Origin of the sequence: Spongiibacter tropicus DSM 19543, from assembly GCF_000420325.1 — a bacterium.
GTDB lineage: Bacteria > Pseudomonadota > Gammaproteobacteria > Pseudomonadales > Spongiibacteraceae > Spongiibacter > Spongiibacter tropicus.
This window is the reverse complement of sequence record NZ_ATUS01000003.1, coordinates 19,569-44,442: the sequence shown is the minus strand read 5'-3', so window position 1 is coordinate 44,442 and position 24,874 is coordinate 19,569. Positions and strand designations below refer to the sequence as shown.

The following is a 24,874-nucleotide window of genomic DNA, read 5'->3' as shown; positions in this document are numbered from 1 at the left end:
AACCAAATGCGGTGCCCGGGGCAGCGGGGCTTTACCCTGGTCGAACTGCTGATTGCCATCGGCATTATGGCACTGCTCGGGGTAATGGCCAGTGCGCTGTTAAACGGGGCGCTACAGAATCAGGACCATGTGGCCGAGCGGCAACAGCAACTGGAGCGCGTGGCGCTGGCCTTGCAAATGATGCGTCGCGATCTGGAGCAGCTGACGCCGCGGATTCCCCGTGACGAGCAGGGTGACCCATTACCGGCCCGATTGGTGGCCGAGCAGATCGGCGAGAACAGCGAGCTGGAGTTTGTGCACGGCGGACGGCGGTTACTGCCGGGGCAGGTGCTGAACAGCAGCTTGGAGCGCGTGCGCTACGAGGTGGAAGACGGTGTATTGCTGCGTTATAGCGCGGCGGTTGCCGATCCCACTGAAAACAGCCCTCGGCAGCGCCGCGAACTGCTGGAGGACGTGGGGCGTTTTGTTGTGAGCTTTTACGACGGCAGCCGCTGGACAAGTTTCTGGCCGCCCAGCACGCAGCTCAATGCGCTGCAACCGACGGGTTTGCGCATTGAACTGGATGTTGGTCCCTGGCCTGATATTGAAATGAACGTGCTACTGCCGGAGCTGGTGCAATGAGGGCGCCTCCAGCCAAGCAGCGTGGCGCCGCGCTGATGATGGTACTGCTGATGGTCGCCATCATGCTGGTGCTGTCGGTAAACCTGATCGACGCCGTGCGCTACAACAGTCAGCGCCTGTTCAATCAGCGATTGATGGATCAGGCCTACTGGTATGCGCTGGGTGGAGAGCGCATTGCGGTATTTGCGCTGGAAGACATTGCCGGTGAGTCGGTGGTGACACTGAATCAGAATTGGGCGCGCAAGGATATTGTGTTTCCGGTAGACGGTGGCTCTATCGCCGGGCTGGTTGAGGACGAGCAGGCCTGTTTTAACGTCAATCGCCTGTATTTGTCGGATGAAGCCGCCCAAAGTGGCAGTCGCAGCCCCGCCCAGCAGGTGCTGGAAGGCTTGCTGCTGAACCTGGAGCTGAATCCTCAGCGCGCAGCCTTTATTACTCAGCGGCTGAGCGACTGGGTCGATGCCGACTTTTCTCCCGAGGGGACGTACGGCGCGGAAGATTTGACCTACACGGCGGCAGACTATCCTTATTTGCCGCCCAACCAGCCTCTCGACTCGCTGAGCGAAATGAGCTTGTTTGCTGAGTTCGAAGAGGATGAAGAAGCGGCACTGCGACCGTATCTATGTGCGTTGCCGGAGATTGAAACGGGGCTGAATATCAATACCCTCAGCCCGGAAGACGCGCCACTGCTGGCGGCTGCGATTGGTAATATTCTGGCGGTGCCCGTGGTGCAGCAGATTATTGAAGAACGCCCGGAAGAAGGCTGGGCGACGGTTGAAGATTTTGTCGTGATGCTGGGGCTGTCAGAGGGGCAGCCCATTCCGGCAGAGTTGCAGGCCGGGCTGACGGTCAAGTCGCGATATTTTCGCGGCCTTGCCGATGTGTTGTACGAGCAGCGACGCCTGCGTTTGTACAGCCGCTTGGTGTTGAACAATGGCAAGGTTTACGCCTATGCGCGTGAATATGGAGAAGTTTTTTGAGCGAACGACTATTGCTATCCATGCCCGCAGACGGTGATCTTCGTATTCACTGGCTGCACTGGAGCGACAGCACTCAGCAACGTCTGGATACCGGCAGCATAGAGGCTGGCGGTTCACTGGACGATCTCGGTGAACGGTTTGCCGGGGTGCCGTGCTACGTCATTGTGCCCGGTGAATGGGTGAGCTGGCAGCAGGTTGTTCTGCCCAAAGGGGGGCGTGTGGGTCTCGCTGCGCTGCCTTTTCAATTGGAAGAACAGCTTTGCAGTGATCTGGATTCGCTGCATCTGGTCTGCGGCAACATTGTGGCGAATCAGCCCAGCGATGTGCTGGTGGTTGATCGCCAGCGCATGGACGAGTGGTTTGCCCTGTTAAAAGACAGCGGTTTAAAAGTAAAAAGCCTGCTGCCTGACTATGCTGTTTTGCCGGAAAACGTGGTGCTGCTGGACGAGCGCAGGGCGACCGTGCGCTTGCCTGCAGCGGCGGCCAGCTTGAGCACCGATAATCTGTCAGCTTGGTGGCAGGTCGCCGGAGGTGATGTAAGCCCGCGTTGTTACAGCGAGCAGGGGGCGGCGATTGCCGTGAGCTTACCCGCAGAAAGCACGCAAACCTATGAACAGCGGCTGGAGCAGATTGCCAGGCTGTTTTCGCCCTGGCCGATGAATCTTCTCAGTGGCGATTATCGCCTGAAAGAAGAGAGTAATGTCCTCTGGCAGCGGCTGCGCTGGCCGGTGGTACTCGCGGGGCTGCTGTTAGCACTGCACTGGCTCAGTCTGGGCCTGGAAATTGCCGACAGCCGTCGCCAGATTGCGCTCTATGAACAAGGCATTGACGATATTTATCGAGACACTTTCCCCGGTGCGCGTATTGTCAATGCACGCAGTCAGATGCGTAGCCAGTTGGCGGCGTTGGAGGGCGGGGGTGTTGAGCAGTCGGCGTTCATGCCTTGGTTGGACCGCATTGCCCGCGCCAGTATAGGAGACAGTGGTATCCGCCTGCAGCAGCTCAACTACGAGAAAAATGCCGTTAAAGTGCTGATCGCTGCCGATGGCTACGAGCAGGTAGACCGTTGGGTAGCGGCCTTGTTGTCACAGGGCTTTGAGGTTGAACGCGGTGCGTTTGGTCAGGAGCAAACAGGAATCACTGGCCAGCTGGTATTGCGGGAGGGCGGCAAATGAAGTCACTCAATGCTTTGTTGGATGGACGCTCGGAACGCGAGCGCTGGATTTTGCTGGGCGGCATTTTTGCGGGTATCCCGCTACTGGTGTGGTTACTGCTGTGGCAGCCGTTGCTGGATGCGCGCGCCAGCGCTGAGGAGCGTCTGGCCCAACGCCAGCAGATTTATAGTTGGATGCAAGGCGCCGCTGCGCAAGTGACCGCCGCGCGCGGGCGCGGGCAGTCACTCGGCACCGTCAGTGGCTCTCCGCAGCAGCAGATAACCAGTGCTGCCCGCCAGTTTGGTGTGAATATCAGCCGCATTGAACCGCAAAGTAACGGTCGTTTCCTCGTGCAAGTGGCGATGACGGATTACAACAGCGCCGTGCGGTTTATCGATGCCTTGCTGATGGCCGGTATGCCGCTGGATTCTCTGTCGATGGGGCGGCTGGATGTGCCTGGCCGGGTGTCGCTGCGAGCGACTCTGGGAGGCGCATCGTGAAACGCTTGGGTGTCGCACTTCTCGCCATTGTTGTTTTACTTGGCAGTCTGGTCTGGCAAGCCCCGGCCTGGCTGTTGACCGATACCTTGCGAGACCGTTTGCAGGGTGTAGAGCTGGGGGCGGCCTCGGGCGGGCTTTGGCAGGGGCGACTCAGCCACGTTGTGGTGCAGGGCTTGCAGCTCGACGAGATTCATTGGCGTGTTCAGCCGTCTGGCCTTTGGAATCAGCGGCTGCTGCATGTGACGACTTCCGCGCCAGTGGACGTCTCTGCTGAGTTGGGACTGGCTGATGCAGAAACACTGATCGCGTCGGATGTTCAGGCAAGAGGGCAGATTGCGCCCCTGTTAGACGCAGTGGATGTACCCAGTATGGGCTTCGATGGGCAGTTTATTGCCCGACTCGAACAAGCCCAGCTGACGGCGAAAGGGTGCAGCGAACTGCAGGGTAAAGTCAGTATTGATCAGCTCAGCGGCGATGTAGATGGGCTTGATGCTCTGGGCAGTATCCAGTCAACACTGAGCTGCAGCGGTGGACAGATTGTGGTGAGTATCGATCCCGATAACCCGATGAAAGTCCGGGGCAACCTGCGTATTGCGATGAATGGTATGCCGCGCGGGCAGATACAGTTGAGTCCGCCTGAGGGCAGCGCGCTGTACAACAGTCTCAGCCAATTTTTTGGCAAGCCGCGGAACGGCAAGGACTTCGTGCTGCGCTTTTAACGCGAGTCCTGCGTCGACGACGGGCTCAGTCCGCATTGTTCGAGTAGTTCACCGCTGAGTTGTACATGACGCTGGAACGCCTTGAGGAACTGCTCGCCGCGTTCTGTCAGCTGTTTCTGCCATGCCTGATACGCGGAGGGCAGGGCAAGCTGTACTGCCAGCTCTCCGCTCAGCCCCTCCAGCTCAGTGAGCAGTGCCTGTTGATGCCGGTTGGCGAGGCTGGCCTCGGCCTGGATGCCGGCAATAAAGAGCTTGTGCAGTACCTGAGCGAATATCCTGGCATTTTCATTGGCGCTTCCGGTCAGGCACAGCTGTCTGCCGTTAAGGCGCTGTTCGAGCAGCGCGTTAGCCTGTTTCAATCCACTATTCGACTGGCGCTGAAAGCGTAACCATTCCCCTCCAAGACCCCGGCGGATATCCGCGAGTATGGGGATCAACTCGCGATAGCGATGATAGTCGAGGCCTGCCAGCCACTGCTGTTGTAATACCCGCCAGTGTGCCAGTGCGGTGACTGCAACATCCCGCTGTTCGGGTGGGTAGGGCTGACGGTGCTGAGCGGGGGCCTGCCATAGCTCGCGAAACTCCGGGCCGGCAATCAAGGCATTGAAAATCAGTGCGGGGAGTTGTTTGCGCTTCTGGCGTTTGGCTGACAGCAGGCTGGCTTTCAACTCGGCTTCACTGTCGTCCAGTATCTCAATACAGGCGTCCACCTCATCCAAAAATCGCAAGGCAAAGAGTAACGCTGACGCATTATCGCCGTGACGGCCCAATATACTGTTCTTCTCTGCGAGGGTCTGGCCCAGCGCGCAGCGGCGCAGGCGCAAAAACTCCAGCAGATTGATCTGCTCGCTGTCGACGGGGAATGTTATTGCCGCTGCGCTTGGCAATGCGGGGAGGGCGGCTGGGGCAGGAACGGGAGCTTGCCTGTCGAGCGTACGGCTCAGTGATTGGGTATATCGCTGCCAAAGGGCCTCATAGGCATCAGGTCTGTCACCGCAGGACACCAGCAGTGAGCTGAACAGCAGGTAGCAAACAATGCGGGTCACGGTGTCAGAGTGGTGACGATCGCGTCAATCAGTTCCGGATCAGTGGGTTTGGTTTTCGAGGGAAACGCCGTGGCTTCGCCTGAGCGGGGGTTGAACAGGTATTTGTAAAAATTCCATTTCGGCGCGACGCCGCTTTGCGACACAGCCAGTTTCAGCAGCGGTTGGGGCTCTTCGCAGCGTACACAGCCGCGGCGGAATACCGGAAAGGTGACACCGTAGTTGGCGTGACAAACTTTGGCTGTCCGCTCACTGTCTTCATATTCCTGCCCGCCGAAGTCGCCGGTGGGAATACCCAGTATCAGTAGGCCCTGATCGCGATAGCGTTGATACAATGCCTCCAGGCCATCAAATTGCGAGGTATAGCCGCAGAGGCTGGCGGTGTTCACAATCAACACCGCGTGTGCCTGCTGCAGGGTTTTGCACAGGGGTAATGACCCTGATTCCAGAGTGGGAAGCTCGCTGTTGAGATAGTCGGGACATTGCCAGTCAGCTTGACTGGACGCCGCCGCTTGGCCAGCCATAAGCAAACCTAGCAGCAGCGAGAGAGCGATGCGCATTGGAGAACCGCCTGTTCAGAACTCGCTGTCTTCGTAGAGAGAGCGGTGACAATTGCGAGGTGTCGGCTGCGATGATTCTTTCTCGTCGCTGCGCACCGGAATGGGCGCAAGAGGAGGTAGTGTTATGGTTTGCCAGAGTGAAACCAGAGCGGCATAGCATTTTTCGATCATGGTGTGTCGGCCTCCGTTGCGGCAGTAACGCCATCTTTGCATAGACATCCTCGCACAGCAAAGCTGCGTAGTACTATACGCGTTGTCGCGGTGGACCGATCAGTCGCGAGAAACCTGGAGAAGTGATGTTGTTGAAGCAGTTGCTGGCGCTGGTAGACCTGGAAACAACCGGGCCGAGGCCGTCTGCAGACCGTATTACTGAGGCGGCGGTGCTACGTCTGGAGAACGGCGAAGAGCAGCGCTGGGAATCGCTGTTCAATGTGGACGTTGCTATCCCTGCTTTTGTTCAGCAACTCACCGGTATTTCAGCCGAGATGCTGGCGGGCGCACCCCGTTTCAGTGATCGCGCGGCCGAGCTTTTTCAGCTGCTCGATGGCGCGATACTAGTCGCGCACAATGCCCGTTTTGACGCGGGCTTCCTCAAGCAGAGTTTTACGGCGAGCGGCTATGATTACCGTCCGCGAATTCTTTGTACTCTCAAGCTGGCCCGCGCACTTTATCCACACTGGCCCAAGCACGGTCTCGACGCCCTCTGCGAGCAGATTGCCTATCATCGGGATACCCGTCACCGTGCAATGGCCGATGTGTTGGCGATGAAGGCCTTTCTGGATTACGCCATCGCGGATGTTGGTGAAGCGGAGGTCATGGCCCAGTTTGAGGCGCAGCTACAGCGCCCCAGCCTTCCGCCACAACTTCCTCCTGAGCAGCTCAGTGCCGTTCCGGATCGTCCGGGTGTTTATCGCTTTTATGGCGAGGGCGATGCGCTTTTGTATGTCGGCAAAAGTGTGTCTATGCGCAAACGGGTGCTGTCGCATTTTCGCAGTGACATGCATTCCAGCAAGGCGCAGAAAATGCTTCGCCGACTCACGCGCATTGAGGTCACTGAAACCGCTGGAGAACTCGGTGCACTGTTGCTGGAAAGCCAGCAGATCAAAACCCTGAGCCCGCTTTACAATCGCCAGTTGCGCCGTCAGCGCGAACTGTGTGTGGTGCAATTACAGCCCGATGAACAGGGTTATTTACACCCCGTGTTTATCGGCGACGAAGCACTGGATTCGGTAGAGGGGATTTTTCTTTTTCGGCACCGGAAGCAGGCGACAGCCTTGTTCTTGCGTATCGCTCGCGAGCAGCAGTTGTGTCTGCGCAGGTTGGGGCTTGAGAGTGGACGTGGCAACTGCTTTGCCTACCAGCTCAAACGCTGTGCCGGGGCCTGTTGCGGCGAACAGGGTGCGGCCGAGTACAATGCGCGGCTGCTGTCTCAATTGGCGACGCGTAAGCTGGAGAGCTGGCCGTTCTCCGGCCCTGTGCTGATTCGTGAGCAGCGTGCCGACAGGCGCCGCACTGACTGGTTTTTGGTGGATCACTGGCGCATCTTCGGTTGTTTTAGGGGGCGTCGCCCCAGCCAGAAACGCTGTCATGAAGCGCTGTCGCAAGCTCCGGCGTTTGATTTCGATCTCTACTGTATTTTGCTCGAATTCCGCAAATCCCGGGAGTGGCTGCCGCTGCCCGTCACCAAGTCGTGAAGCGCGGCGGGGAATGTCCTACAATACGCGCCCGGATTGGAACTTGCCGTGTTGCAAGCCCGACGATATCGACTGTCCAGCTATATAGGCCGCGTATGAGCATTTCATCATTTCACCCCCCGAAACGTACCCTGATGGGCCCCGGCCCCTCCGATGTGCCCCAGCGTATTCTCGACGCGTTGGGCAGGCCCACACTGGGTCATTTGGATCCACTGTTCATCGGCATGATGGATGAGCTGAAAAGCCTGCTGAAATACGCCTTCAAGACGGAAAACGAACTGACTCTGCCTATCTCGGCGCCGGGGTCAGCGGGGATGGAAGCCTGCTTCGTTAATCTCGTGGAACCGGGTGACAAGGTTGTAGTGTGTATCAACGGTGTGTTCGGTAAGCGGATGCTTGAAAACGTCACCCGTACCGGCGGCGTACCGGTGATTGTGGACAGTGAGTGGGGCAAGCCGGTAGACGATGCGAAAGTGGAGGCGGCGCTCCAGGCCAATCCCGATGCCAAGGTGCTGGCCTTTGTTCACGCTGAAACATCGACCGGAGCGGTAAGTGATGCCAAAGCGCTGTGTGCGCTGGCGAAACAGCACGGTTGCTTGAGCCTGGTCGATGCGGTGACGTCACTGGGTGGCGTGGAGCTGCGTGTGGACGAATGGGGTATCGATGCTATTTATTCCGGCAGCCAGAAATGCCTGTCGTGTACGCCGGGACTGTCGCCGGTCAGTTTCAGCCACGCTGCCGTTGAGGCGATTAAAGCGCGTAAACACCCGGTGCAGAGCTGGTTTCTGGATATGAATCTGATTCTCGGTTATTGGGGAGAAGGCGGCAAACGCGCCTACCACCACACGGCACCGGTCAATGCTTTGTACGGTTTGCACGAGTCTCTGGTGATCTTGCAGGACGAGGGGCTTGAGAATGCCTGGGCCCGCCATGCGGCCATGCATCGTTGTCTCGCCGCCGGTCTGGAAAGTTTGGGTATTCGCTTCGTGGTGGATGCCGACAGCCGATTGCCACAACTCAACAGTGTTTACATCCCTGACGGGGTGGATGATGCCGCTGTTCGCCAGCAACTGTTGGAAAAACACAATCTTGAGATCGGCGCTGGACTTGGCGATTTCGCCGGCAAAGTCTGGCGGATTGGTCTGATGGGCTACAGCGCAAGGATGGAAAATATTCGCTTATTACTGTCGGCGTTGGCCGAAGCCATGCAGGCGCAGGGCTATGATTGTGATGCGGCTGCAGCTATTGCGGCGGCAGAAGCTGCTCAGGGCTGACATCTCTCATGTTGCCGGGGCGCTATGCCCCGGTTTGCTGTTTCGGTTTATGCCGATGGTTCAGCGCCGAGACTCTGCTAAGCTGCGATGGCGGTCTTTCTGTTTAGCGCCGCGATATAAGAAGGATACAAAGCGTGAGTATTTCGGTTCAGTTTATTGAGCAGATTCGTTCGGACTTGCTGAAAAGCATTGAGGACGACGCCATCAGTCTACCGACCTTGCCTGAAGTCGCTCTGGAAATCCGTGAGGCTGCCAATGATCCCGATATCGAGATTGCGGCCCTGGCAGCGATCATTGAGCACGACAGTTCTATTGCCGCCAGACTGATAAGGGTGGCGAACAGTTCGCTGATGCGTGGACTGGAACCGACCTATGATGTTAAAGGTGCCATCTCCCGAATTGGCTTGGGATACACCTCAACTATGGTCACCACCTTGGCCATGCAGCAAATTTTTCTCTCGAGCAAAGAAGTGCTCAATAAACGAATGCGGGCACTGTGGATGCACAGCGCGGACGTAGGCGCAATCTGCCACACCTTGGCGCGCGGGCAGCGACACCTAAAGCCGGAGTTGGCAACACTGGCAGGAGTCGTTCATCAAATCGGGGCGCTGCCGGTCCTGTCCTATGCAGTGGGGCGCGGCTTTCTTCGGGATCATCCTGAAATGCTGGACCAAGCGCTGATTTCGCTAACGCCGGAATTGGGGCGTACGATCCTTGAGTCTTGGGGCTTTCCCGAGGAGCTGGTGAAGGTGCCCCAGGCTCACCTGGATTTTACCCGTCAGTGCGAGCGCTCGGATTACGCTGATCTGGTGACCGTTGCCAATCTCCACAGTTACGTGGGTACTGACCACCCTCTGGCGTCTGTCGACTGGTCCAATGTGACCGCCTTTGCACGGCTGGGTTTGCCGCTCAGCCCGGACGGTATGGACGAAAGCTATCATCAGCAGATCGAGCAGATGCAAGAGCTGCTGCGGGCCTGAGAGGCTCAGTCTTTGGGCTGAGCATCGAATTGTTGACCGTTCACCGCCTTGCTGACATCGCTCATCAGGTATAGATAAAGCGGCATAATGGCCTCGGGATCGGGGTTGCTGCCGGGGTCTTCGCCGGGGTAGGCCGTGCGGCGCATAACGGTGTTGGTGGCACCGGGATTGATGCTGTTGACTCGCACCTTGTTCAGTTCAAATTCTTCATCGGCAAAAATGTCCATCATTGCCTCGGTGGCAAACTTCGATACTGAGTAGGCTCCCCAAAATGCGCGGCCTTTGCGACCAACGCTGGATGAGGTGAAAACCAGCGATGCACCGTCCGCGGCCGCCAACAGTGGCAGTAACGCCTGTGTCATCAAAAACGCGCCGGTCACGTTGACCTGCAGCACGTCCTGCCAGCTATCCAGCGTGGTTTGTGCCAGTGTGCGGCGCTGCCCCAGAAGGCTGGCGTTGTGCAGCAAGCCGTCGAGTTTGCCAAATGCATTTTCCAGTGCCTCGGCCAACTGCTCGTAATCGGCCTGACTGGCGCCCTGCATATTCATCGGGAAAATGGCGGGCTCGGGATCGCCTGCGGCGACGATTTCATCGTACACCGCTTCCAGCTTTTCGGTCGTGCGGCCGAGCAAGATAACTGTCGCGCCGTGCCGGGCAAAGCTGATGGCGGCAGCGCGGCCGATACCGTCGCCGGCGCCGGTAACCAGAATGACCTTGTTTTTCAGACAATCCGGGTTGGCATGAAAGTCAGCGGGCAGGCGTTGTGGCACGGTCAGTCCTCTAGCAGTTGGAGATCGCGAAGGGCGGCAAGCAGCCCCTGCGGGGTGTCGATAATACGATCGGGGTTCCAGTCTTCGGGGGTTTCGCCCTCCGACACATAGCCGTAGCGACAGGCAATGGTGGGCATCTGTGCATTTTGTCCTGCCTCGATATCGCGACGGTGGTCGCCCACGTAAACGGCTTCGTCGGCGCGGATGCCAAGCTGGGCGCAGGCCAGCAGTATTGGCTCGGCGGCGGGTTTGCGTTCCCGCACGTGGTCGGGGCAGATCGCGGTGGCACAGCGTTCGGTCAGGCCGAGTTGCTCCAGCAGGGGAGTGGTAAAGCGCTCGGGTTTGTTGGTAACAATGCCCCAGGCAATATCGCGGGCTTCCAGCGCCTGTAACTGCTCATCCATGCCGGGGAACAGCGAGGTCTGTTCTGACAGTGCCTGTTCGTAGCGATCAAGGAAGGCGTTCAACAGGCCGTCAAAGTCAGGATGTTCCGGCGTCAGTGAAAAACCGAGGTTGACCACCGCGCGGGCGCCGTCCGATACCCGGTGGCGAACGGCGTCATAGTGTTGCAGCGGCAGGCCGTGCTCGCTCAGCAGGCTGTTCAGTACTCGCGTGAAGTCAGCGGCTGTGTCCAGCAGCGTGCCGTCCAGATCGAAAAGAACCGCTTTCAGCATCACAGCGGCTTGGTGACATGAACCATGTAGTTCACATCCACATCGCGCTCGTTCAGGCGGTAACGTTTGAACAGCGGGTTGTAAGTCAGACCGGTCATATGCTGCAGCTGCAGCTCGTTTTCGCGCAGCCACTCTGCCAATTCTGCCGGGCGGATAAATTTGCCGTATTCGTGGGTGCCTTTTGGCAGCAGGCCCAGGATATATTCGGCGCCAACGATGCTCAGGGCAAAAGCCTTGGGATTGCGGTTGATGGTGGAAAAATACAGGTGGCCGCCGGGTTTGCAGAGTTTAGCGCAGGCGCGAATGACGGACGCCGGGTTTGGGACGTGTTCCAGCATTTCCAGGCAGGTGACCACGTCGTAGTAGCCCGGCTGATCGTCGGCCAGCTCCTCGGCGGTGGTCTGGAAGTAGTCGACCTTGGCGCCTGACTCCAGTTGATGCAGGCGAGCCACATTGAGCGGCTCCTCGCCCATGTCGATGCCGGTGACCTTGGCGCCGCGCAGGGCCATGGCTTCAGACAGAATACCGCCGCCGCAGCCGATATCGACGACACGTTTTTCTGCGAGTGGCGAGCGCTCGTCGATGTAGTTCACGCGCAGGGGGTTGATGTCGTGCAGGGGTTTGAATTCGCTGTTGCGGTCCCACCAGCGATGGGCCAGCTCTTCAAACTTGGCGATTTCTGCGGGGTCGACATTGCCGTGTTGCGGGGATGTCTGCATCTTACTCTCCACTGATTTTGCGGCGCCAGTACTGCGCTTTTTCAATAAGTTCGCGGCTGTCCAGCGTGGTCAGCGCGCCATTATCCAGTATTCGTCGGCCCTTGATCCAGCTGTGCTGCACGCGGTGGCTGATTTGGGTGTACACCAGTTGCGATACCGGTGTGTATACGGGCTGCTGGGCGAGATCGGATAAGTCGATGGCAATGACATCGGCCTGTTTGCCCGCTTCGAGACTGCCGACCAGGTGGTCGATGCCCAGCGCCCGGGCGCCATTGATTGTCGCCATGCTCAAGGCGTAGTGGTCGGGCACGGCGCCGGCATTACTGGCAACGGCCTTGCCCAACAGAGCAGCAGTACGTAACTCGCCGAATAGGTCCAGATCGTTATTGCTCGCGGCGCCATCAGTGCCCAGTGCCACATTGACCCCCGCGGCACGCATGGCTTCGACAGGCGAAAACCCGCTCGCAAGTTTCAGATTGGACTCCGGACAATGGATGGCGTGGCTGCGGTGCTGCGCCAATAAAGCGATATCGTCCTCACTCAAGCAGGCCAGGTGGACGCACTGGGTACGCGGCCCGAGAATGCCCAGCTTGGCAAGGCGCTCAATGGGGCGGAGGCCGGTCTGTTTTACCGCGTCGTCGACTTCCTGGGCGGTTTCCTGCAGGTGAATCTGAATCGGCGCATCCAGCTCCTCGGCAAACATCGCCACTTTACCCAAGGCGTCGTCGCCGACCGTGTAGGGGGCGTGAGGGCCGAAGGCAACGAAAATTGTATCGCTGTGCTTGTAGGTGTCGCGCAGAGCGAGGCCCTTGCGGAAATACTCCTCCGGACCACTGCCCCAGGCGCTGGGGAAATCAAAAATAGGAAAGCTGAGCTGGGCGCGAATGCCGGCGCGACGGGCGATGTCGGCGGTGACTTCCGGGAAGAAGTACATATCGCTGAAGGTCGTGGTGCCGCCACGCAGCATTTCAGCAATGGCCAGTGCGCTGCCATCGCGCACAAATTCTTCGCTCACCCAGCGGCCTTCTGCGGGCCAGATGTGGTCATTCAGCCAGGTGTGCAGCGGTTGGTCATCGGCCATGCCGCGAAACAGACTCATGGCAGAGTGGCCGTGGGCATTGATCAGGCCGGGCATAAGCGCGTGTTCGGGGAGCTCGACGTGCTCCTTTGTGTTGAGCCTTCGGGCCTCATCAGCTGGCAGGATGGCGTCGATCATGCCGTCGCGAATAGCAAGGGCGTGGCCTTCCAGTACCGGGCAGCCTTCGGTCATCGGCAGTATCCAGCGGGGAAAGAGCAGTGTGTCGATATCGGTATGATCAGCGCGGTTCATGCGTATCCCGTCGTGGTTGTCGGTCAGTTGTTGCGCGGGGCCTGGATATCGGCCGGACAGCGGCGCAAGTATACCTGTTCTGCAAGGCTGTTGTCGGGATAGTGCAAGGATTTTCGGCGATATCGAGCTGTCTATGCGTCATTGAAATATGCTAATATTGCCGCTTTGTTCCCGCTCCCTGTCGCCTCTCTCGGGTGGTGTGATTGTGGTGGAAAAAAGCGCCGGGACAGGTCAGCACAGGTGTTGGCCGCAGGCGCATAAAATAAGGATGCTTGCTATTCATGGCTGACAACGCAAAAGAAATACTGCCGGTCAATATTGAGGACGAACTGAAGCAGTCCTATCTGGATTACGCCATGAGCGTTATCGTCGGTCGGGCGCTGCCCGATGTGCGCGACGGCCTCAAGCCGGTTCACCGCCGGGTTCTGTTTGCCATGAGCGAACTGAGTAATGACTGGAACAAGGCGTACAAGAAGTCGGCGCGTGTTGTCGGTGATGTTATCGGTAAATATCACCCGCATGGTGATTCAGCGGTTTACGACACCATTGTTCGTATGGCTCAGCCTTTCTCCATGCGCTACATGTTGGTTGATGGTCAGGGTAACTTTGGCTCCATCGATGGTGACAACGCGGCGGCCATGCGTTACACCGAGATTCGCATGCAGAAAATCTCCCACGAGATGCTGGCGGACCTCGACAAGGAAACGGTCGACTGGGTGCCCAACTACGATGGCACCGAGAAAATTCCGGCCGTGCTGCCTACTAAAATTCCCAGCTTGTTGGTAAATGGTTCTTCCGGTATCGCCGTAGGCATGGCCACCAATGTGCCACCCCACAACCTGACGGAAGTGGTGAACGGCTGTCTGGCGCTGCTGGATAATTCGGATATCACCGTCGAAGAATTGATGGAGCATATTCCAGGGCCGGACTTCCCCACGGCAGCGATTATCAATGGTCGCGCCGGTATTGTTGAGGCCTATAAGACAGGCCGTGGCCGCATTTATGTTCGCGCCCGCGCCGAGGTCATCAGCAATGAAAAGACCAACAAAGACACCATTGTTGTTACCGAACTGCCGTATCAGGTGAACAAGGCCCGGCTGATCGAAAAGATCGCCGAGCTGGTGAAAGACAAGAAGATAGAAGGTATTGCTGAGCTGCGCGACGAGTCTGACAAAGATGGCTTGCGTGTGGTGATCGAGATGAAGCGCGGTGAATCAGGCGAAGTGGTGCTCAATAACCTCTACGCCCAGACGCAACTTCAAAACGTCTTCGGTATCAATATTGTCGCGCTGGTTGATAATCAGCCGCGTATCCTCAATCTCAAAGAACTACTGGAATACTTTATCCGTCACCGCCGTGAGGTAGTGACTCGCCGTACCGTTTACCTGCTGCGCAAGGCCCGCGAGCGCGGCCACGTGCTGGAAGGTCTGGCAGTTGCCATTTCCAACATTGATGAGGTGATTGCCACCATCAAGGCGTCGGCGACGACTCAGGAAGCCAAAGATAATCTGATTTCACGAGGCTGGGGTCTTGGCGAAGTCAGCGGCATGCTGGAGCGAGCGGGCGAGGATGCCTGCCGCCCGGACGATCTGGAAGCCCAGTTCGGCGTGCGCGATGGCAAGTACTGGCTGTCACCGGCCCAGGTTCAGGCAATTCTGGATCTGCGTCTGCAAAAGTTGACCGGACTCGAGCATGAGAAACTGCTGGCCGAGTATCAGGAAAAACTGGCTGAAATCGCCGAGTACCTGAATATTCTGGCTAACCCGGATGTGCTGCTGGACGTAATTCGCGGTGAGCTGAATCAGGTGGTTGCAGACTTCGGTGATGACCGTCGCACTGAAATTGTGGCGTCGCAGCTGGACCTGACCCACGAAGACCTGATTCCCGAAGAAGAGCGTGTCGTCACCATTTCTCACAGCGGGTATGCCAAGTCGCAGCCGCTGGATGCCTACGCGGCCCAGCGTCGCGGTGGTATGGGTAAATCCGCGACCGCAGTAAAAGAAGAGGACTTTGTTGAGCACCTGCTGGTTGCCAATACCCACGACACGATTCTGTGCTTCAGCAACATCGGCAAAGTGTATTGGTTGAAGGTGTATCAGATTCCGGTAGCGGGGCGTAACTCCCGCGGACGCCCCATGGTCAACCTGCTGCCACTGGGTGAAGACGAACGCATTACCTCAATTTTGACGGTACATGAGTACACCGAGGGCTACTTCATCTTCATGGCGACGGCCAATGGCACGGTGAAGAAGACGCCGCTGGAGGCCTTCTCGCGGCCGCGCAGCGTAGGGCTGATAGCACTGGACCTGGATGAAGGTGATGTGCTGATCGGTACCGCGATTACTGACGGTGGCAACGACGTTATGCTGCTGACCAGCGGTGGTAAAGCGGCGCGCTTTGCCGAGGGTGATGTACGTGCTATGGGTCGTACTGCTCGCGGTGTGCGCGGTGTACGCATGGACGACGATCAGCAGGTCATCTCGATGATCATCCCTCAGGAAAATGGCCGGGTGCTGACCGTGTCGGAAAATGGCTACGGCAAGCGCACAGATGTTGAAGAGTATCCCTGTAAAGGGCGCGGCAACCGCGGCGTTATCGCCATGACCATGAGTGAACGCAACGGCGCACTGATCGGTGCGGTGCAGGTATTCGATGGCGACGACCTGATGCTGATTACGGATCAGGGCACCCTGGTGCGCACGCGCACCGATGAGATTTCGCTGCTGAGCCGCAACACTCAGGGCGTTAAAGTCATTCGCCTGCGCGAAGATGAGCGCCTGGTAGGTGTTCAGCGGGTCGCTGAGCAGGATGCCGACAGTGTGGTTGGCGAGGACGGGGACGACGCTCTAGCGGCAGATACCGTTGCGCCGACAGACACTGATAGTGCTGGCGAAGCCGGAGACAGCCCGGTCGCAGAGTAAATGTGACCGGTCATTATTTTATACACCGTAATTGAAACAACAGGATTGGAGCAGAACAGATCATGGCGCGTGTCTACAATTTTTGCGCAGGACCGGCAGCGATTCCCGAAGCCGTACTTCGTCAGGCTCAGGAAGAACTGCTGGATTGGCGGGGCCGTGGCCTGTCAGTGATGGAGATGAGCCATCGTTCCGACGAGATGGTGGGCATTGCCAATGAAGCTGAAGCGGATCTGCGTGAGCTGCTGGGTATCAGCGATGACTATGCCGTTCTGTTTCTGCAGGGTGGCGCCAGTACGCAGTTTGCGTCAGTGCCGCTGAATCTGGCCGAAGACGGCGATGTTGTGGACTACGTCAATACCGGGCAATGGTCGAAAAAGGCGATCAAAGAAGCCGGGCGCTACGCCAATGTAAATGTGGTGGCCAGTTCCGAGGACAGCAACTTTTCCAGCATTCCGGCTTTTGACAGCTGGCAGCTCAGTGACAATGCGGCCTATCTGCACTACACCCCCAATGAAACCATTGGCGGCGTTGAGTTTTTCTGGACGCCTGAGGTGAATGCGCCGCTGGTGGCCGACATGTCCTCTACCATCCTGTCGCGCCCGATTGATGTAAATAAGTTCGGCGTGATCTATGCCGGCGCCCAGAAAAACATTGGACCTGCGGGGCTGACCATCGTCATCGTTCGCAAAGATCTGTTGGGCAAAGCGCGAGCGGCCACGCCGACGATGCTCGACTACAAGACCGCCGCGGATAATGACTCCATGTACAACACGCCGCCAACGCTGGCCTGGTACTTGTCAGGTTTGGTGTTTAAGTGGCTGAAAGCGCAGGGTGGTCTGGATGCGGTGGAGCAGATCAACCGTCGCAAAGCGGAAAAACTGTACGGCTATATTGATGCCAGCGGTTTCTACAGCAACCCCGTTGAAGTGGCCAGCCGCTCGCTGATGAATATTCCTTTCGTGCTGGCCGATAGCAGTTTGGATAAAGCTTTTTTGGCGGGCGCCGATGAGGCAGGCCTGCTGAACCTCAAAGGTCACCGCTCCGTGGGTGGTATGCGTGCCAGCATCTACAACGCCGTGCCTGAGGCCGCGGTGGATGCGCTGATCGATTACATGAAAGATTTCGCGAAGGGCAATGGCTAAGCGATGAGCGATTCAAGCGATAAGCCGGTAAATCTGAGCGATTTACGGCAGGCGATCGACAGTATCGACAGCCAGATTCACGAGCTGTTGAATCGTCGTGCCCGCTGCGCCCAGCAGGTTGCCGAGGTCAAGCTCCGGGAGTTTGAAGAGGCGCAGAAGTTTGAGTCGGGTGAAGGTAACAGCAGTGCTCAGCAACTGCTGTTCTACCGTCCGGAACGCGAAGCACAGGTGTTGGCGCGGGTTAAGGCGGCGAATCAAGGGCCGCTGGCCGACGACACCGTCGCCTATATCTTTCGAGAGATCATGTCTGCCTGCCTGGCGCTTGAGAAGCCCATGGAGGTCGCTTACCTAGGGCCTGAGGGGACGTTCACCCAAGCAGCGGCGCTTAAGCATTTTGGCCACGCGGTGATCAGTGTGCCGCAGACTACCATCGATAGCGTCTTTGCTCAGGTGGAGTCCGGTCAGTGCCATTACGGTGTGGTGCCGGTGGAAAATTCCACTGAGGGTATGGTGTCCCACACCCTCGATGCCTTTATGAACTCGTCGCTGAAAATCTGCGGCGAAGTGGAACTTCGGGTGCGCTTGAATCTTTTGGTCGCCAATGGCGAGGCTGGAGATATCAAGCGAATCTGTGCGCACCAGCAGGCACTGGCCCAGAGCCGCCGCTGGCTGGATGCCAATTTCCCCAATGTGGAGCGGGTCGCGGTCAGCAGCAATGGTGAAGCCGCACGCATGGCGAGCACCGATCCCGGCGTCGCGGCCATCGCGGGGGATTTGGCGGCGCAGCAGTACGGACTGAATAAACTGGCGGTGGATATTGAAGATCAGCCAGATAACACCACCCGCTTCCTGGTTATCGGTCGTGAGGACGTGGCGCCCAGTGGTCGCGATAAGACCTCTATTGTGGTCTCGGCTCACAACCGTCCCGGTGCGTTGTTCAAGTTGCTGGAGCCCTTCGAGCAGAACAACGTCATGCTGACTCGCATCGATACCCGGCCTTCCCGAACAGAAACCTGGACGTATGTGTTCTTCATTGAATTTGAAGGGCACCAGCAGGATGCCAAGATAGCGTCGATTCTCGACACCATTTCTCAGCAGACCGTGATGTGCAAGATTCTCGGCTCCTATCCCAAGGCCGCGCTGTAAGGCGTGACAGGCGGACGCCGGAGCCGTTTCTGCTGTTATTTTGAGAGGCAAACATGACGTGCGATTTTATAGCTCTGGCCAATGAGGGCATTCAGGGCTTACAGCCATATCAGGCGGGTAAACCCATTGAAGAGCTGGAGCGTGAGCTGGGCTTGAGCGATGTGGTCAAGCTGGCGAGTAATGAAAACCCGCTGGGGCCGCCGGCTTCCGCGCTGGCGGCATATCAGGCAGCCGCCAAGCAATTGCACCTCTATCCAGACGCGGGTGGCTTTGCTCTGAAAGACGCACTGAGTAATGTGCTGGGTGTTGAGGCGGGGCAGTTGACGCTGGGTAATGGCTCCAATGACGTGCTGGACCTGCTGGGCCGGGTATTTCTTGATTCCGACAGCAGTGCCGTGTTTTCCCAGTACGCCTTTGTGGTGTATCCCATTGCGGTGCAGACCGCCGGTGCACGAGCCATCGTGACGCCTGCCAAAGACTGGGGTAATGATCTGGATGCCATGGCGGCGGCGATCGAGGACAGTACGCGCCTGGTTTTTATTGCCAATCCCAACAATCCTACCGGAACCTGGTTGAGCGAGTCGGCGCTGCGCAGCTTTATGGCCAGAGTGCCCGAAAGCGTTGTCGTGGTGCTGGATGAAGCCTATGCCGAATACGCCGCCGAGCCTGGCTACCCGGACAGCATTGCCATGCTGGCGGATTACCCGAATCTGGTGGTGACGCGCACCTTCTCCAAGGCTTACGGTCTGGCCGGTCTGCGTATCGGCTACTCGGTCAGTCATCCGGATATAGCCGATCTGCTCAACCGCGTGCGTGCACCATTCAACGTGAGTATGCCTGCGATGACAGCGGCCATCGCTGCGTTGGGCGACGAGGTCTATCTGCGTCGCAGTCGCGAGGTAAATACCTCGGGTATGCTGCAATTGCGTCGGGGCTTTGACGAACTCGGGCTGCCGTATATTGAATCGGCAGGTAATTTCCTGACGGTGGAAATGCCCGGTGAGGCTATGCCGTACTACGATAGCCTGCTGCGCAAGGGCATTATCGTGAGGCCTATCGGGGTATATGGGATGCCGCGTCATCTGCGGGTGACGATTGGTCTGGAAGCGGAAAATCAGCGCTTTCTTCGTGCCCTGAGAGAGGTATTGGACGAACTGTCATGATTGGCAAATTGACGATTATCGGTCTCGGCTTGATGGGCGGGTCGCTGGCCAAGGCGCTCAAAGCCAAGTCGGCGGTGGGCGAAGTGTGGGCCACCGGTCGCCGCAGTGCCTCCTTGGAAAAGGGCTTGGCGCTGGGAGTTATCGACAACTGGACGCTGGATCTTGCCGAGGCGGTCGCTGGCGCAGATATTGTGCTGGTTGCCACCCCAACGCTGGTGGCCGAGCAGGTTTTGGCGGATCTTGCTCCGTTGATTGATGAGCGGATGATTGTTACGGATGTGGCCAGTGTAAAAGGGAATATGCTGCGCGCAGCCGAATCGGTTTTTGACGTACTGCCCCCGAGACTGGTGTTAGGGCATCCTATTGCGGGCTCTGAGCAGAGTGGCGTCGAGGCCGCCAAGACTGATCTGTTTGTGGATCACCGTGTGATCCTTACTCCCCTGCCAGGGAATGATGTCGAAGCGGTAAATACTGTGCGCCAAATGTGGGAAGCGGCTGGTGCCGAGGTCGTGGATATGGCGGTCGATGAGCACGACGCCGTGTTGGCGGCCACCAGTCACCTCCCTCATGTATTGGCCTATACGTTGGTCGATGCGCTGGCTGCTAATGGCCGGGCGGCGGATATTTTCCGCTTTGCGGCGGGTGGCTTTCGGGATTTTACCCGGATTGCCTCCAGTGATCCGACCATGTGGCATGACATCGTACTGGCCAACCAGCAAGCTATTCTGGATGGGCTGGATAATTTCGCCGGACACCTGCAGACCGTACGGCAGCTAATTGCCGATGGTGATGGGCCGGCCATCAAGCAAGTGTTTGCCCGCGCGAAGCAGGCGAGGGACGAGCATTTTCTTGGACAATATAAAGCGGGACGTAAACCGTCATCTGACTGAATTACGGATATAGAGAGTAAAACGTGGAATTTATAGCTCAGCCTGGTGGCAGCGTTTGTGGCACGTTGCGTGTTCCTGGCGATAAGTCGATTTCTCATCGCTGTATTATGTTTGGGGCGATTGCCGATGGTGTTACCACCGTTGAAGGCTTTCTCGAAGGGGAAGATGCACTGTCGACCATCAAAGCATTTCGTGCCATGGGGGTGCAAATCGATGGTCCAGATAATGGCAAGGTCAGTATCCACGGCGTCGGTCGCGGCGGCTTGAAAGCCCCGGCCGGGGAGTTGTACGTCGGCAACTCCGGCACGTCTATGCGCCTGCTGGCGGGACTGTTGGCCGGACAGGCCTTTGATACGGTACTTACAGGTGACGTGTCTCTCAGCAAGCGGCCGATGGAGCGCGTAGCCGTGCCCCTGCGGGCAATGGGTGCGAAGGTTGAAACTCAAGAGGGCGGTCGCCCGCCGATGATTATTCGCGGCGGCCAAGCTTTGCACGGCATTGACTATGTGCTGCCGATGGCCAGTGCACAGGTCAAGTCCTGTGTACTGCTGGCGGGGCTCTATGCTGAGGGGCAAACGCGTACTACCGAACCTGCACCTACCCGCGACCACAGTGAGCGTATGTTAAGAGGCTTTGGGTATCCCGTTAAGGTGGATGGCGCGACTGCCAGCCTTGAGGGTGGCCACCGCATGACGGCGGTTCACATCGATGTGCCGGCAGATATTTCTTCGGCGGCTTTTTTCATGGTGGCGGCCAGCATCACGCCGGGTGCCGACCTGACTCTGGAACATGTGGGTATCAACCCCACACGCATTGGTGTGGTCAATATTCTGCGCGCGATGGGCGGCAGCATTGAGCTGCTGAACGAGCGCGATGTAGGTGGTGAGCCCGTGGCGGACATTCGCATACGCTATGCGCCGCTGAAGGGCATTGATATCCCCGAAAATCAGGTGCCTCTGGCGATTGATGAATTTCCGGTGTTATTTGTGGCGGCGGCCTGCGCCGAAGGGCGTACTGTGCTGCGTGGCGCAGAAGAGCTGCGTGTTAAAGAAAGTGATCGTATTCAGGTAATGGCCGATGGCTTGGCTGGCATGGGTATTCAGGCCGAGGCGACGGAAGACGGCATCATCATTGATGGTGGCCAGATAACCGGCGGTCGCGTTAACAGCCACCACGATCACCGCATTGCGATGTCCTTTGCTGTGGCGGCGCTACGCGCGACAGACAGTATCCATATTGAAGATTGCGACAATGTCGCTACCTCATTTCCCAATTTTGTGGAGCTGGCCCAGCACGCAGGCATGCGCCTGGAGGTTCGCTGATGGCTGTGGCTCCCGTCATCTGTATTGATGGCCCCAGTGGTTCAGGTAAGGGCACCCTCTGTCAGATGCTGGCCCTTGAGCTGGGCTGGCATCTTCTGGACAGTGGCGCACTGTACCGATTAGTAGGCATGGCCGCCGATAAGCGCCGGCTGGATTTTGGCGACGAGGCGGCAGTGGCGGCGCTGGCTGCTGACCTCGATGTGGCCTTTCTGCCCGGTCAGCAGGGCGAACCCAGTCGAGTAATGCTGGATGGCGTTGATGTGAGTGGTGAACTGCGCACTGAAACAACCGGCATGTTGGCATCGCGGGTGGCAGTTCTGCCAGCGGTACGCGAAGCGCTGTTGCAGCGCCAGCGCGATTTTGCCCAATTACCGGGCCTTGTGGCCGACGGTCGCGACATGGGTACGGTGGTTTTTCCTGACGCGCCCCTAAAGGTGTTTTTGACCGCCAGCGCCGAAGAGCGGGCCCGTCGTCGTTTCATGCAGTTGAAAGAAAAGGGCGATAGTGTTAACCTCGCGGCCCTTTTAGAGGAGATCCGGGCCCGCGACAAGCGTGATTCGGAGCGGCAGCACGCGCCGTTAAAGGCAGCGGACGATGCCCTGCTGATCGACAGCAGCGACCTCGGGATACAAGATGTGTTTGAACGGGTAATGGCGCAAGCCAAGGCCCGCTTTGTTGCGTCCTGAAGCGACGTTATTGATTTTCAAAGGGTTTCCCCGAATGGTGTCAACACCAGCTAGCCATGGGGGAGGCTTTAAAAAACTGACCCGCGTTAGCTGGTAATGCGGCGATATAGTGGCAACGCCACTACTACTCTCAGGTAATGACTAATGAGCGAAAGCTTTGCTGAACTGTTTGAAGAAAGTTTAAAAACCATCGATATGAAGCCCGGTTCAATTGTGACCGGTGTGGTTATCGACATCGACAGCGACTGGGTGACGGTTCACGCCGGTCTGAAGTCGGAAGGCGTAATTCCCCGCGATCAGTTTGTCACCGAAGGTGGCGAATTCTCTCTGCAAGTTGGCGACGAAGTTCAGGTTGCCCTGGAGTCTGTTGAAGACGGTTTCGGTGAAACCCGTCTGTCTCGCGAGAAAGCAAAGCGCGCCGAAGCCTGGACGGCTCTGGAAGCTGCCTACGAGGCAGAAGAGACCGTTACCGGTATTATCAATGGCAAAGTCAAGGGTGGTTTCACCGTCGATATCAACAGCATTCGCGCGTTCCTGCCCGGCTCGCTGGTTGATGTACGTCCGGTACGTGACACTGCTCACCTGGAAGGCAAAGAACTCGAATTTAAAGTGATCAAGCTGGACCAGAAGCGCAACAACGTTGTTGTTTCTCGTCGTGCGGTTCTGGAAAGTGTTAACAGCGAAGAGCGCGAAGCACTGCTGGAATCTCTGCAAGAAGGCATGGTTGTTAAAGGTATCGTTAAGAACCTGACCGACTACGGTGCATTCGTAGACCTCGGCGGCATTGATGGCCTGCTGCACATCACTGACATGGCGTGGAAGCGCATCAAGCACCCGAGCGAAATTGTGAATGTTGGCGACGAAATCGACGTTCGTATTCTGAAGTTCGACCGTGAGCGCAACCGTGTTTCACTGGGTCTGAAGCAACTGGGCGAAGATCCCTGGGTGGCAATCAAAACCCGTTACCCCGAGAACAGCCGCGTAAAAGCCAAAGTGACTAACCTGACTGACTACGGCTGCTTCGCTGAGATCGAAGAAGGTGTTGAAGGTCTGGTACACGTATCCGAAATGGATTGGACCAACAAGAACATCCACCCCTCTAAAGTCGTGCAAGTTGGCGACGAAGTGGAAGTGATGATTCTGGATATCGACGAAGAGCGTCGTCGTATTTCTCTGGGTATCAAACAGTGCCAGCAGAATCCTTGGGATGCCTTCGGTTCTCAGTTCACCAAGGGCGACAAGATCAGCGGTGCGATCAAGTCGATCACTGACTTCGGTATCTTCATCGGCCTGGACGGCAATATCGACGGTCTGGTTCACCTGTCAGACATTTCTTGGAATGAAAGCGGCGAAGATGCTGTTCGCAAATTCAAGAAAGGCGACGAAATTGAAACCGTCATCCTGTCTATCGATCCCGAGCGTGAGCGCATCTCTCTGGGTATCAAACAACTGGAAGAAGACCCGTTCTCTGACTATGTGGCCGTCAATGATCGCGGCAGCATCGTAACGGGTGTTGTGAAGGAAGTGGATGCCAAAGCAGCGATCATTACGCTTGCTGACGAAGTTGAAGGTGTTCTGAAGGCTTCTGAAATCAGCCGTGACCGCGTTGAAGACGCGCGCAATGTGCTGAAAGAAGGCGAAGAAGTTGAGGTCAAAGTGATCAGCGTTGATCGCAAAAACCGCAGCCTGAGCCTGTCTATCAAAGCCAAGGACATGGAAGACGAGAAAGAAGCGGTGAAAGCCCTTCGCGAGAAGGAATCTGAAGCGGCCGCTCCGGCGACCATCGGTGACCTGATCAAAGCTCAGATGGAAAACAAAGACTGAGACTCGCCGGTTACGAGCGCTCAAGCGGGCGTTCGTAACTAACTGGCTTGCAAGCAAAAAAGTGCTAAGCTAGGCTTGTTGCTGGAGTCGATGGGGTTAAGCAATGACCAAGTCTGAGTTGATTGAGCTGATGGCTGAACGTCAGCCGCAGTTGTCGCACAAGGATATCGAGTTAGCTGTCAAAACCATGATTGAGCATATGTCTCAAGTCTTGGCGACGGGTAGCCGCATCGAAATCCGTGGATTTGGCAGTTTTTCCCTGCACTATCGCGAGCCGCGTATGGGGCGTAATCCCAAAACTGGCGATACAGTTCAGTTGCCCGGAAAGTACGTTCCTCATTTTAAGCCTGGTAAAGAGCTGCGCGAGCGAGTGAACCTGAGTCTCAATACCGATTAAAGACCCTGCTCAGTAGCTGGTCTTTATCGAACAAGAACGGTATGGTCTTCGATCATGCCGTTTTTTTATGGATAGGATTTCTGGATGCGCGTGTTGAAGTCTCTGCTGTTGCTGCTATTGGTTATGGCAGTTGTCATGCTCGGGCTGTTGTTCAGTATGGAAAACACCACTTTGGTGTCCCTCAATGTCCTTGTTGCGGAGCTTCCTGAGCAGCGTTTGTCCACTTGGGTCATCCTGTCATTTTTTGTGGGTGGCCTCTGTGGCATGCTTTCCGCGTCTTTCGTTCTTATTCGTCTCCAGGCTTCCCGGCTCAGACTGTTGCGCAACGTGAAGCGCGCTTCGCCGGAGCGGCAAGCCTGATTTCC

24 protein-coding genes are annotated in these 24,874 nt (G+C 57.3%); 18 read left to right on the top strand and 6 right to left on the bottom strand.

What is annotated here, in order from left to right:
* The first annotated feature begins 6 nt into the window (after positions 1-6).
* The 5 genes from gspJ to gspN are packed head-to-tail and all read left to right on the top strand — an operon-like array spanning position 7 to position 3,974.
* Positions 7-621, top strand: coding sequence for a type II secretion system minor pseudopilin GspJ (gene gspJ / locus G411_RS0113540; protein WP_022959753.1), 615 nt, complete (start codon positions 7-9; stop codon positions 619-621).
* Positions 618-1,601, top strand: coding sequence for a type II secretion system minor pseudopilin GspK (gene gspK / locus G411_RS0113535; protein WP_022959752.1), 984 nt, complete (start codon positions 618-620; stop codon positions 1,599-1,601). Before gspJ ends, gspK begins: the two co-directional genes overlap by 4 nt.
* On the top strand, positions 1,598-2,776 hold the full coding sequence (gene gspL, locus G411_RS0113530) for a type II secretion system protein GspL (RefSeq protein ID WP_157581325.1): 1,179 nt from the start codon (positions 1,598-1,600) through the stop codon (positions 2,774-2,776). Before gspK ends, gspL begins: the two co-directional genes overlap by 4 nt.
* The gene (gene gspM, locus G411_RS21565) at positions 2,773-3,255 is read left to right on the top strand and encodes a type II secretion system protein GspM (protein ID WP_022959750.1); all 483 of its coding nucleotides are present in this window, start codon (positions 2,773-2,775) and stop codon (positions 3,253-3,255) included. The genes gspL and gspM overlap by 4 nt, the downstream gene beginning before the upstream one ends.
* A complete protein-coding gene (gene gspN / locus G411_RS0113520) occupies positions 3,252-3,974 on the top strand; it encodes a type II secretion system protein N (RefSeq protein ID WP_022959749.1) in 723 nt (240 codons plus the stop codon). The genes gspM and gspN overlap by 4 nt, the downstream gene beginning before the upstream one ends.
* On the opposite strand, the gene G411_RS21560 is transcribed toward gspN, so the two are convergent.
* Positions 3,971-5,020, bottom strand: coding sequence for a DUF3080 family protein (locus G411_RS21560; protein WP_022959748.1), 1,050 nt, complete (start codon positions 5,018-5,020; stop codon positions 3,971-3,973). The genes gspN and G411_RS21560 overlap by 4 nt on opposite strands.
* Positions 5,017-5,541 carry a glutathione peroxidase gene (locus G411_RS0113510; protein WP_211218351.1) on the bottom strand — a complete coding sequence of 175 codons (525 nt, stop codon included), beginning with the start codon at positions 5,539-5,541 and terminating at the stop codon, positions 5,017-5,019. Before G411_RS0113510 ends, G411_RS21560 begins: the two co-directional genes overlap by 4 nt.
* A 332-nt stretch (positions 5,542-5,873) precedes the next feature.
* Between G411_RS0113510 and G411_RS0113505 the strand changes: the two genes are divergently transcribed.
* The 3 genes from G411_RS0113505 to G411_RS0113495 all read left to right on the top strand — a co-directional run bounded on the left by G411_RS0113505 (position 5,874) and on the right by G411_RS0113495 (position 9,525).
* The gene (locus G411_RS0113505) at positions 5,874-7,271 is read left to right on the top strand and encodes a 3'-5' exonuclease family protein (protein WP_022959746.1); all 1,398 of its coding nucleotides are present in this window, start codon (positions 5,874-5,876) and stop codon (positions 7,269-7,271) included.
* Between the two features lie 95 nt (positions 7,272-7,366).
* Complete coding sequence (locus G411_RS0113500) at positions 7,367-8,545, top strand: pyridoxal-phosphate-dependent aminotransferase family protein (protein WP_022959745.1); 1,179 nt, start codon at positions 7,367-7,369, stop codon at positions 8,543-8,545.
* 134 nt (positions 8,546-8,679) lie between these two features.
* The gene (locus G411_RS0113495; RefSeq protein ID WP_022959744.1) at positions 8,680-9,525 is read left to right on the top strand and encodes an HDOD domain-containing protein; all 846 of its coding nucleotides are present in this window, start codon (positions 8,680-8,682) and stop codon (positions 9,523-9,525) included.
* 5 nt (positions 9,526-9,530) lie between these two features.
* Here the strand turns inward: G411_RS0113495 and G411_RS0113490 are convergent, their stop codons facing one another.
* The 4 genes from G411_RS0113490 to G411_RS0113475 are packed head-to-tail and all read right to left on the bottom strand — an operon-like array spanning position 9,531 to position 13,018.
* Positions 9,531-10,295 carry a YciK family oxidoreductase gene (locus G411_RS0113490; protein WP_022959743.1) on the bottom strand — a complete coding sequence of 255 codons (765 nt, stop codon included), beginning with the start codon at positions 10,293-10,295 and terminating at the stop codon, positions 9,531-9,533.
* Between the two features lie 2 nt (positions 10,296-10,297).
* Entirely contained in the window at positions 10,298-10,969 is a 672-nt protein-coding gene (locus G411_RS20480; protein ID WP_022959742.1) for an HAD-IA family hydrolase, read from the bottom strand.
* Entirely contained in the window at positions 10,969-11,688 is a 720-nt protein-coding gene (gene ubiG, locus G411_RS0113480; RefSeq protein ID WP_022959741.1) for a bifunctional 2-polyprenyl-6-hydroxyphenol methylase/3-demethylubiquinol 3-O-methyltransferase UbiG, read from the bottom strand. The genes G411_RS20480 and ubiG overlap by 1 nt, the downstream gene beginning before the upstream one ends.
* A 1-nt stretch (position 11,689) precedes the next feature.
* Positions 11,690-13,018, bottom strand: a complete 1,329-nt coding sequence (locus G411_RS0113475) for a TRZ/ATZ family hydrolase (RefSeq protein WP_022959740.1) — start codon at positions 13,016-13,018, stop codon at positions 11,690-11,692.
* Positions 13,019-13,299: 281 nt separating this feature from the next.
* Between G411_RS0113475 and gyrA the strand changes: the two genes are divergently transcribed.
* From gyrA to G411_RS20470, 10 genes are all read left to right on the top strand, one after another.
* Positions 13,300-15,939 (top strand): DNA gyrase subunit A, encoded by a 2,640-nt coding sequence (gene gyrA / locus G411_RS0113470; protein ID WP_022959739.1) that lies wholly within the window; start codon positions 13,300-13,302, stop codon positions 15,937-15,939.
* A gap of 62 nt (positions 15,940-16,001) precedes the next feature.
* Entirely contained in the window at positions 16,002-17,081 is a 1,080-nt protein-coding gene (serC, locus tag G411_RS0113465; RefSeq protein ID WP_022959738.1) for a 3-phosphoserine/phosphohydroxythreonine transaminase, read from the top strand.
* 3 nt (positions 17,082-17,084) lie between these two features.
* Positions 17,085-18,227, top strand: coding sequence for a prephenate dehydratase (gene pheA / locus G411_RS0113460; RefSeq protein ID WP_022959737.1), 1,143 nt, complete (start codon positions 17,085-17,087; stop codon positions 18,225-18,227).
* 53 nt (positions 18,228-18,280) lie between these two features.
* Positions 18,281-19,390, top strand: coding sequence for a histidinol-phosphate transaminase (gene hisC, locus G411_RS0113455; RefSeq protein WP_022959736.1), 1,110 nt, complete (start codon positions 18,281-18,283; stop codon positions 19,388-19,390).
* Positions 19,387-20,280, top strand: a complete 894-nt coding sequence (locus tag G411_RS22360; protein WP_037509472.1) for a prephenate dehydrogenase/arogenate dehydrogenase family protein — start codon at positions 19,387-19,389, stop codon at positions 20,278-20,280. Before hisC ends, G411_RS22360 begins: the two co-directional genes overlap by 4 nt.
* 23 nt (positions 20,281-20,303) lie before the next feature.
* Positions 20,304-21,602, top strand: a complete 1,299-nt coding sequence (aroA, locus tag G411_RS22355) for a 3-phosphoshikimate 1-carboxyvinyltransferase (protein WP_028968436.1) — start codon at positions 20,304-20,306, stop codon at positions 21,600-21,602.
* Positions 21,602-22,288 carry a (d)CMP kinase gene (gene cmk / locus G411_RS0113440; protein WP_022959735.1) on the top strand — a complete coding sequence of 229 codons (687 nt, stop codon included), beginning with the start codon at positions 21,602-21,604 and terminating at the stop codon, positions 22,286-22,288. Before aroA ends, cmk begins: the two co-directional genes overlap by 1 nt.
* Positions 22,289-22,432: 144 nt before the next feature.
* Positions 22,433-24,112, top strand: coding sequence for a 30S ribosomal protein S1 (rpsA, locus tag G411_RS0113435; RefSeq protein WP_022959734.1), 1,680 nt, complete (start codon positions 22,433-22,435; stop codon positions 24,110-24,112).
* Between the two features lie 103 nt (positions 24,113-24,215).
* Positions 24,216-24,509, top strand: coding sequence for an integration host factor subunit beta (locus G411_RS0113430; protein ID WP_022959733.1), 294 nt, complete (start codon positions 24,216-24,218; stop codon positions 24,507-24,509).
* A gap of 84 nt (positions 24,510-24,593) precedes the next feature.
* On the top strand, positions 24,594-24,869 hold the full coding sequence (locus G411_RS20470) for a lipopolysaccharide assembly protein LapA domain-containing protein (RefSeq protein WP_022959732.1): 276 nt from the start codon (positions 24,594-24,596) through the stop codon (positions 24,867-24,869).
* The last annotated feature ends 5 nt before the right edge of the window (positions 24,870-24,874 follow it).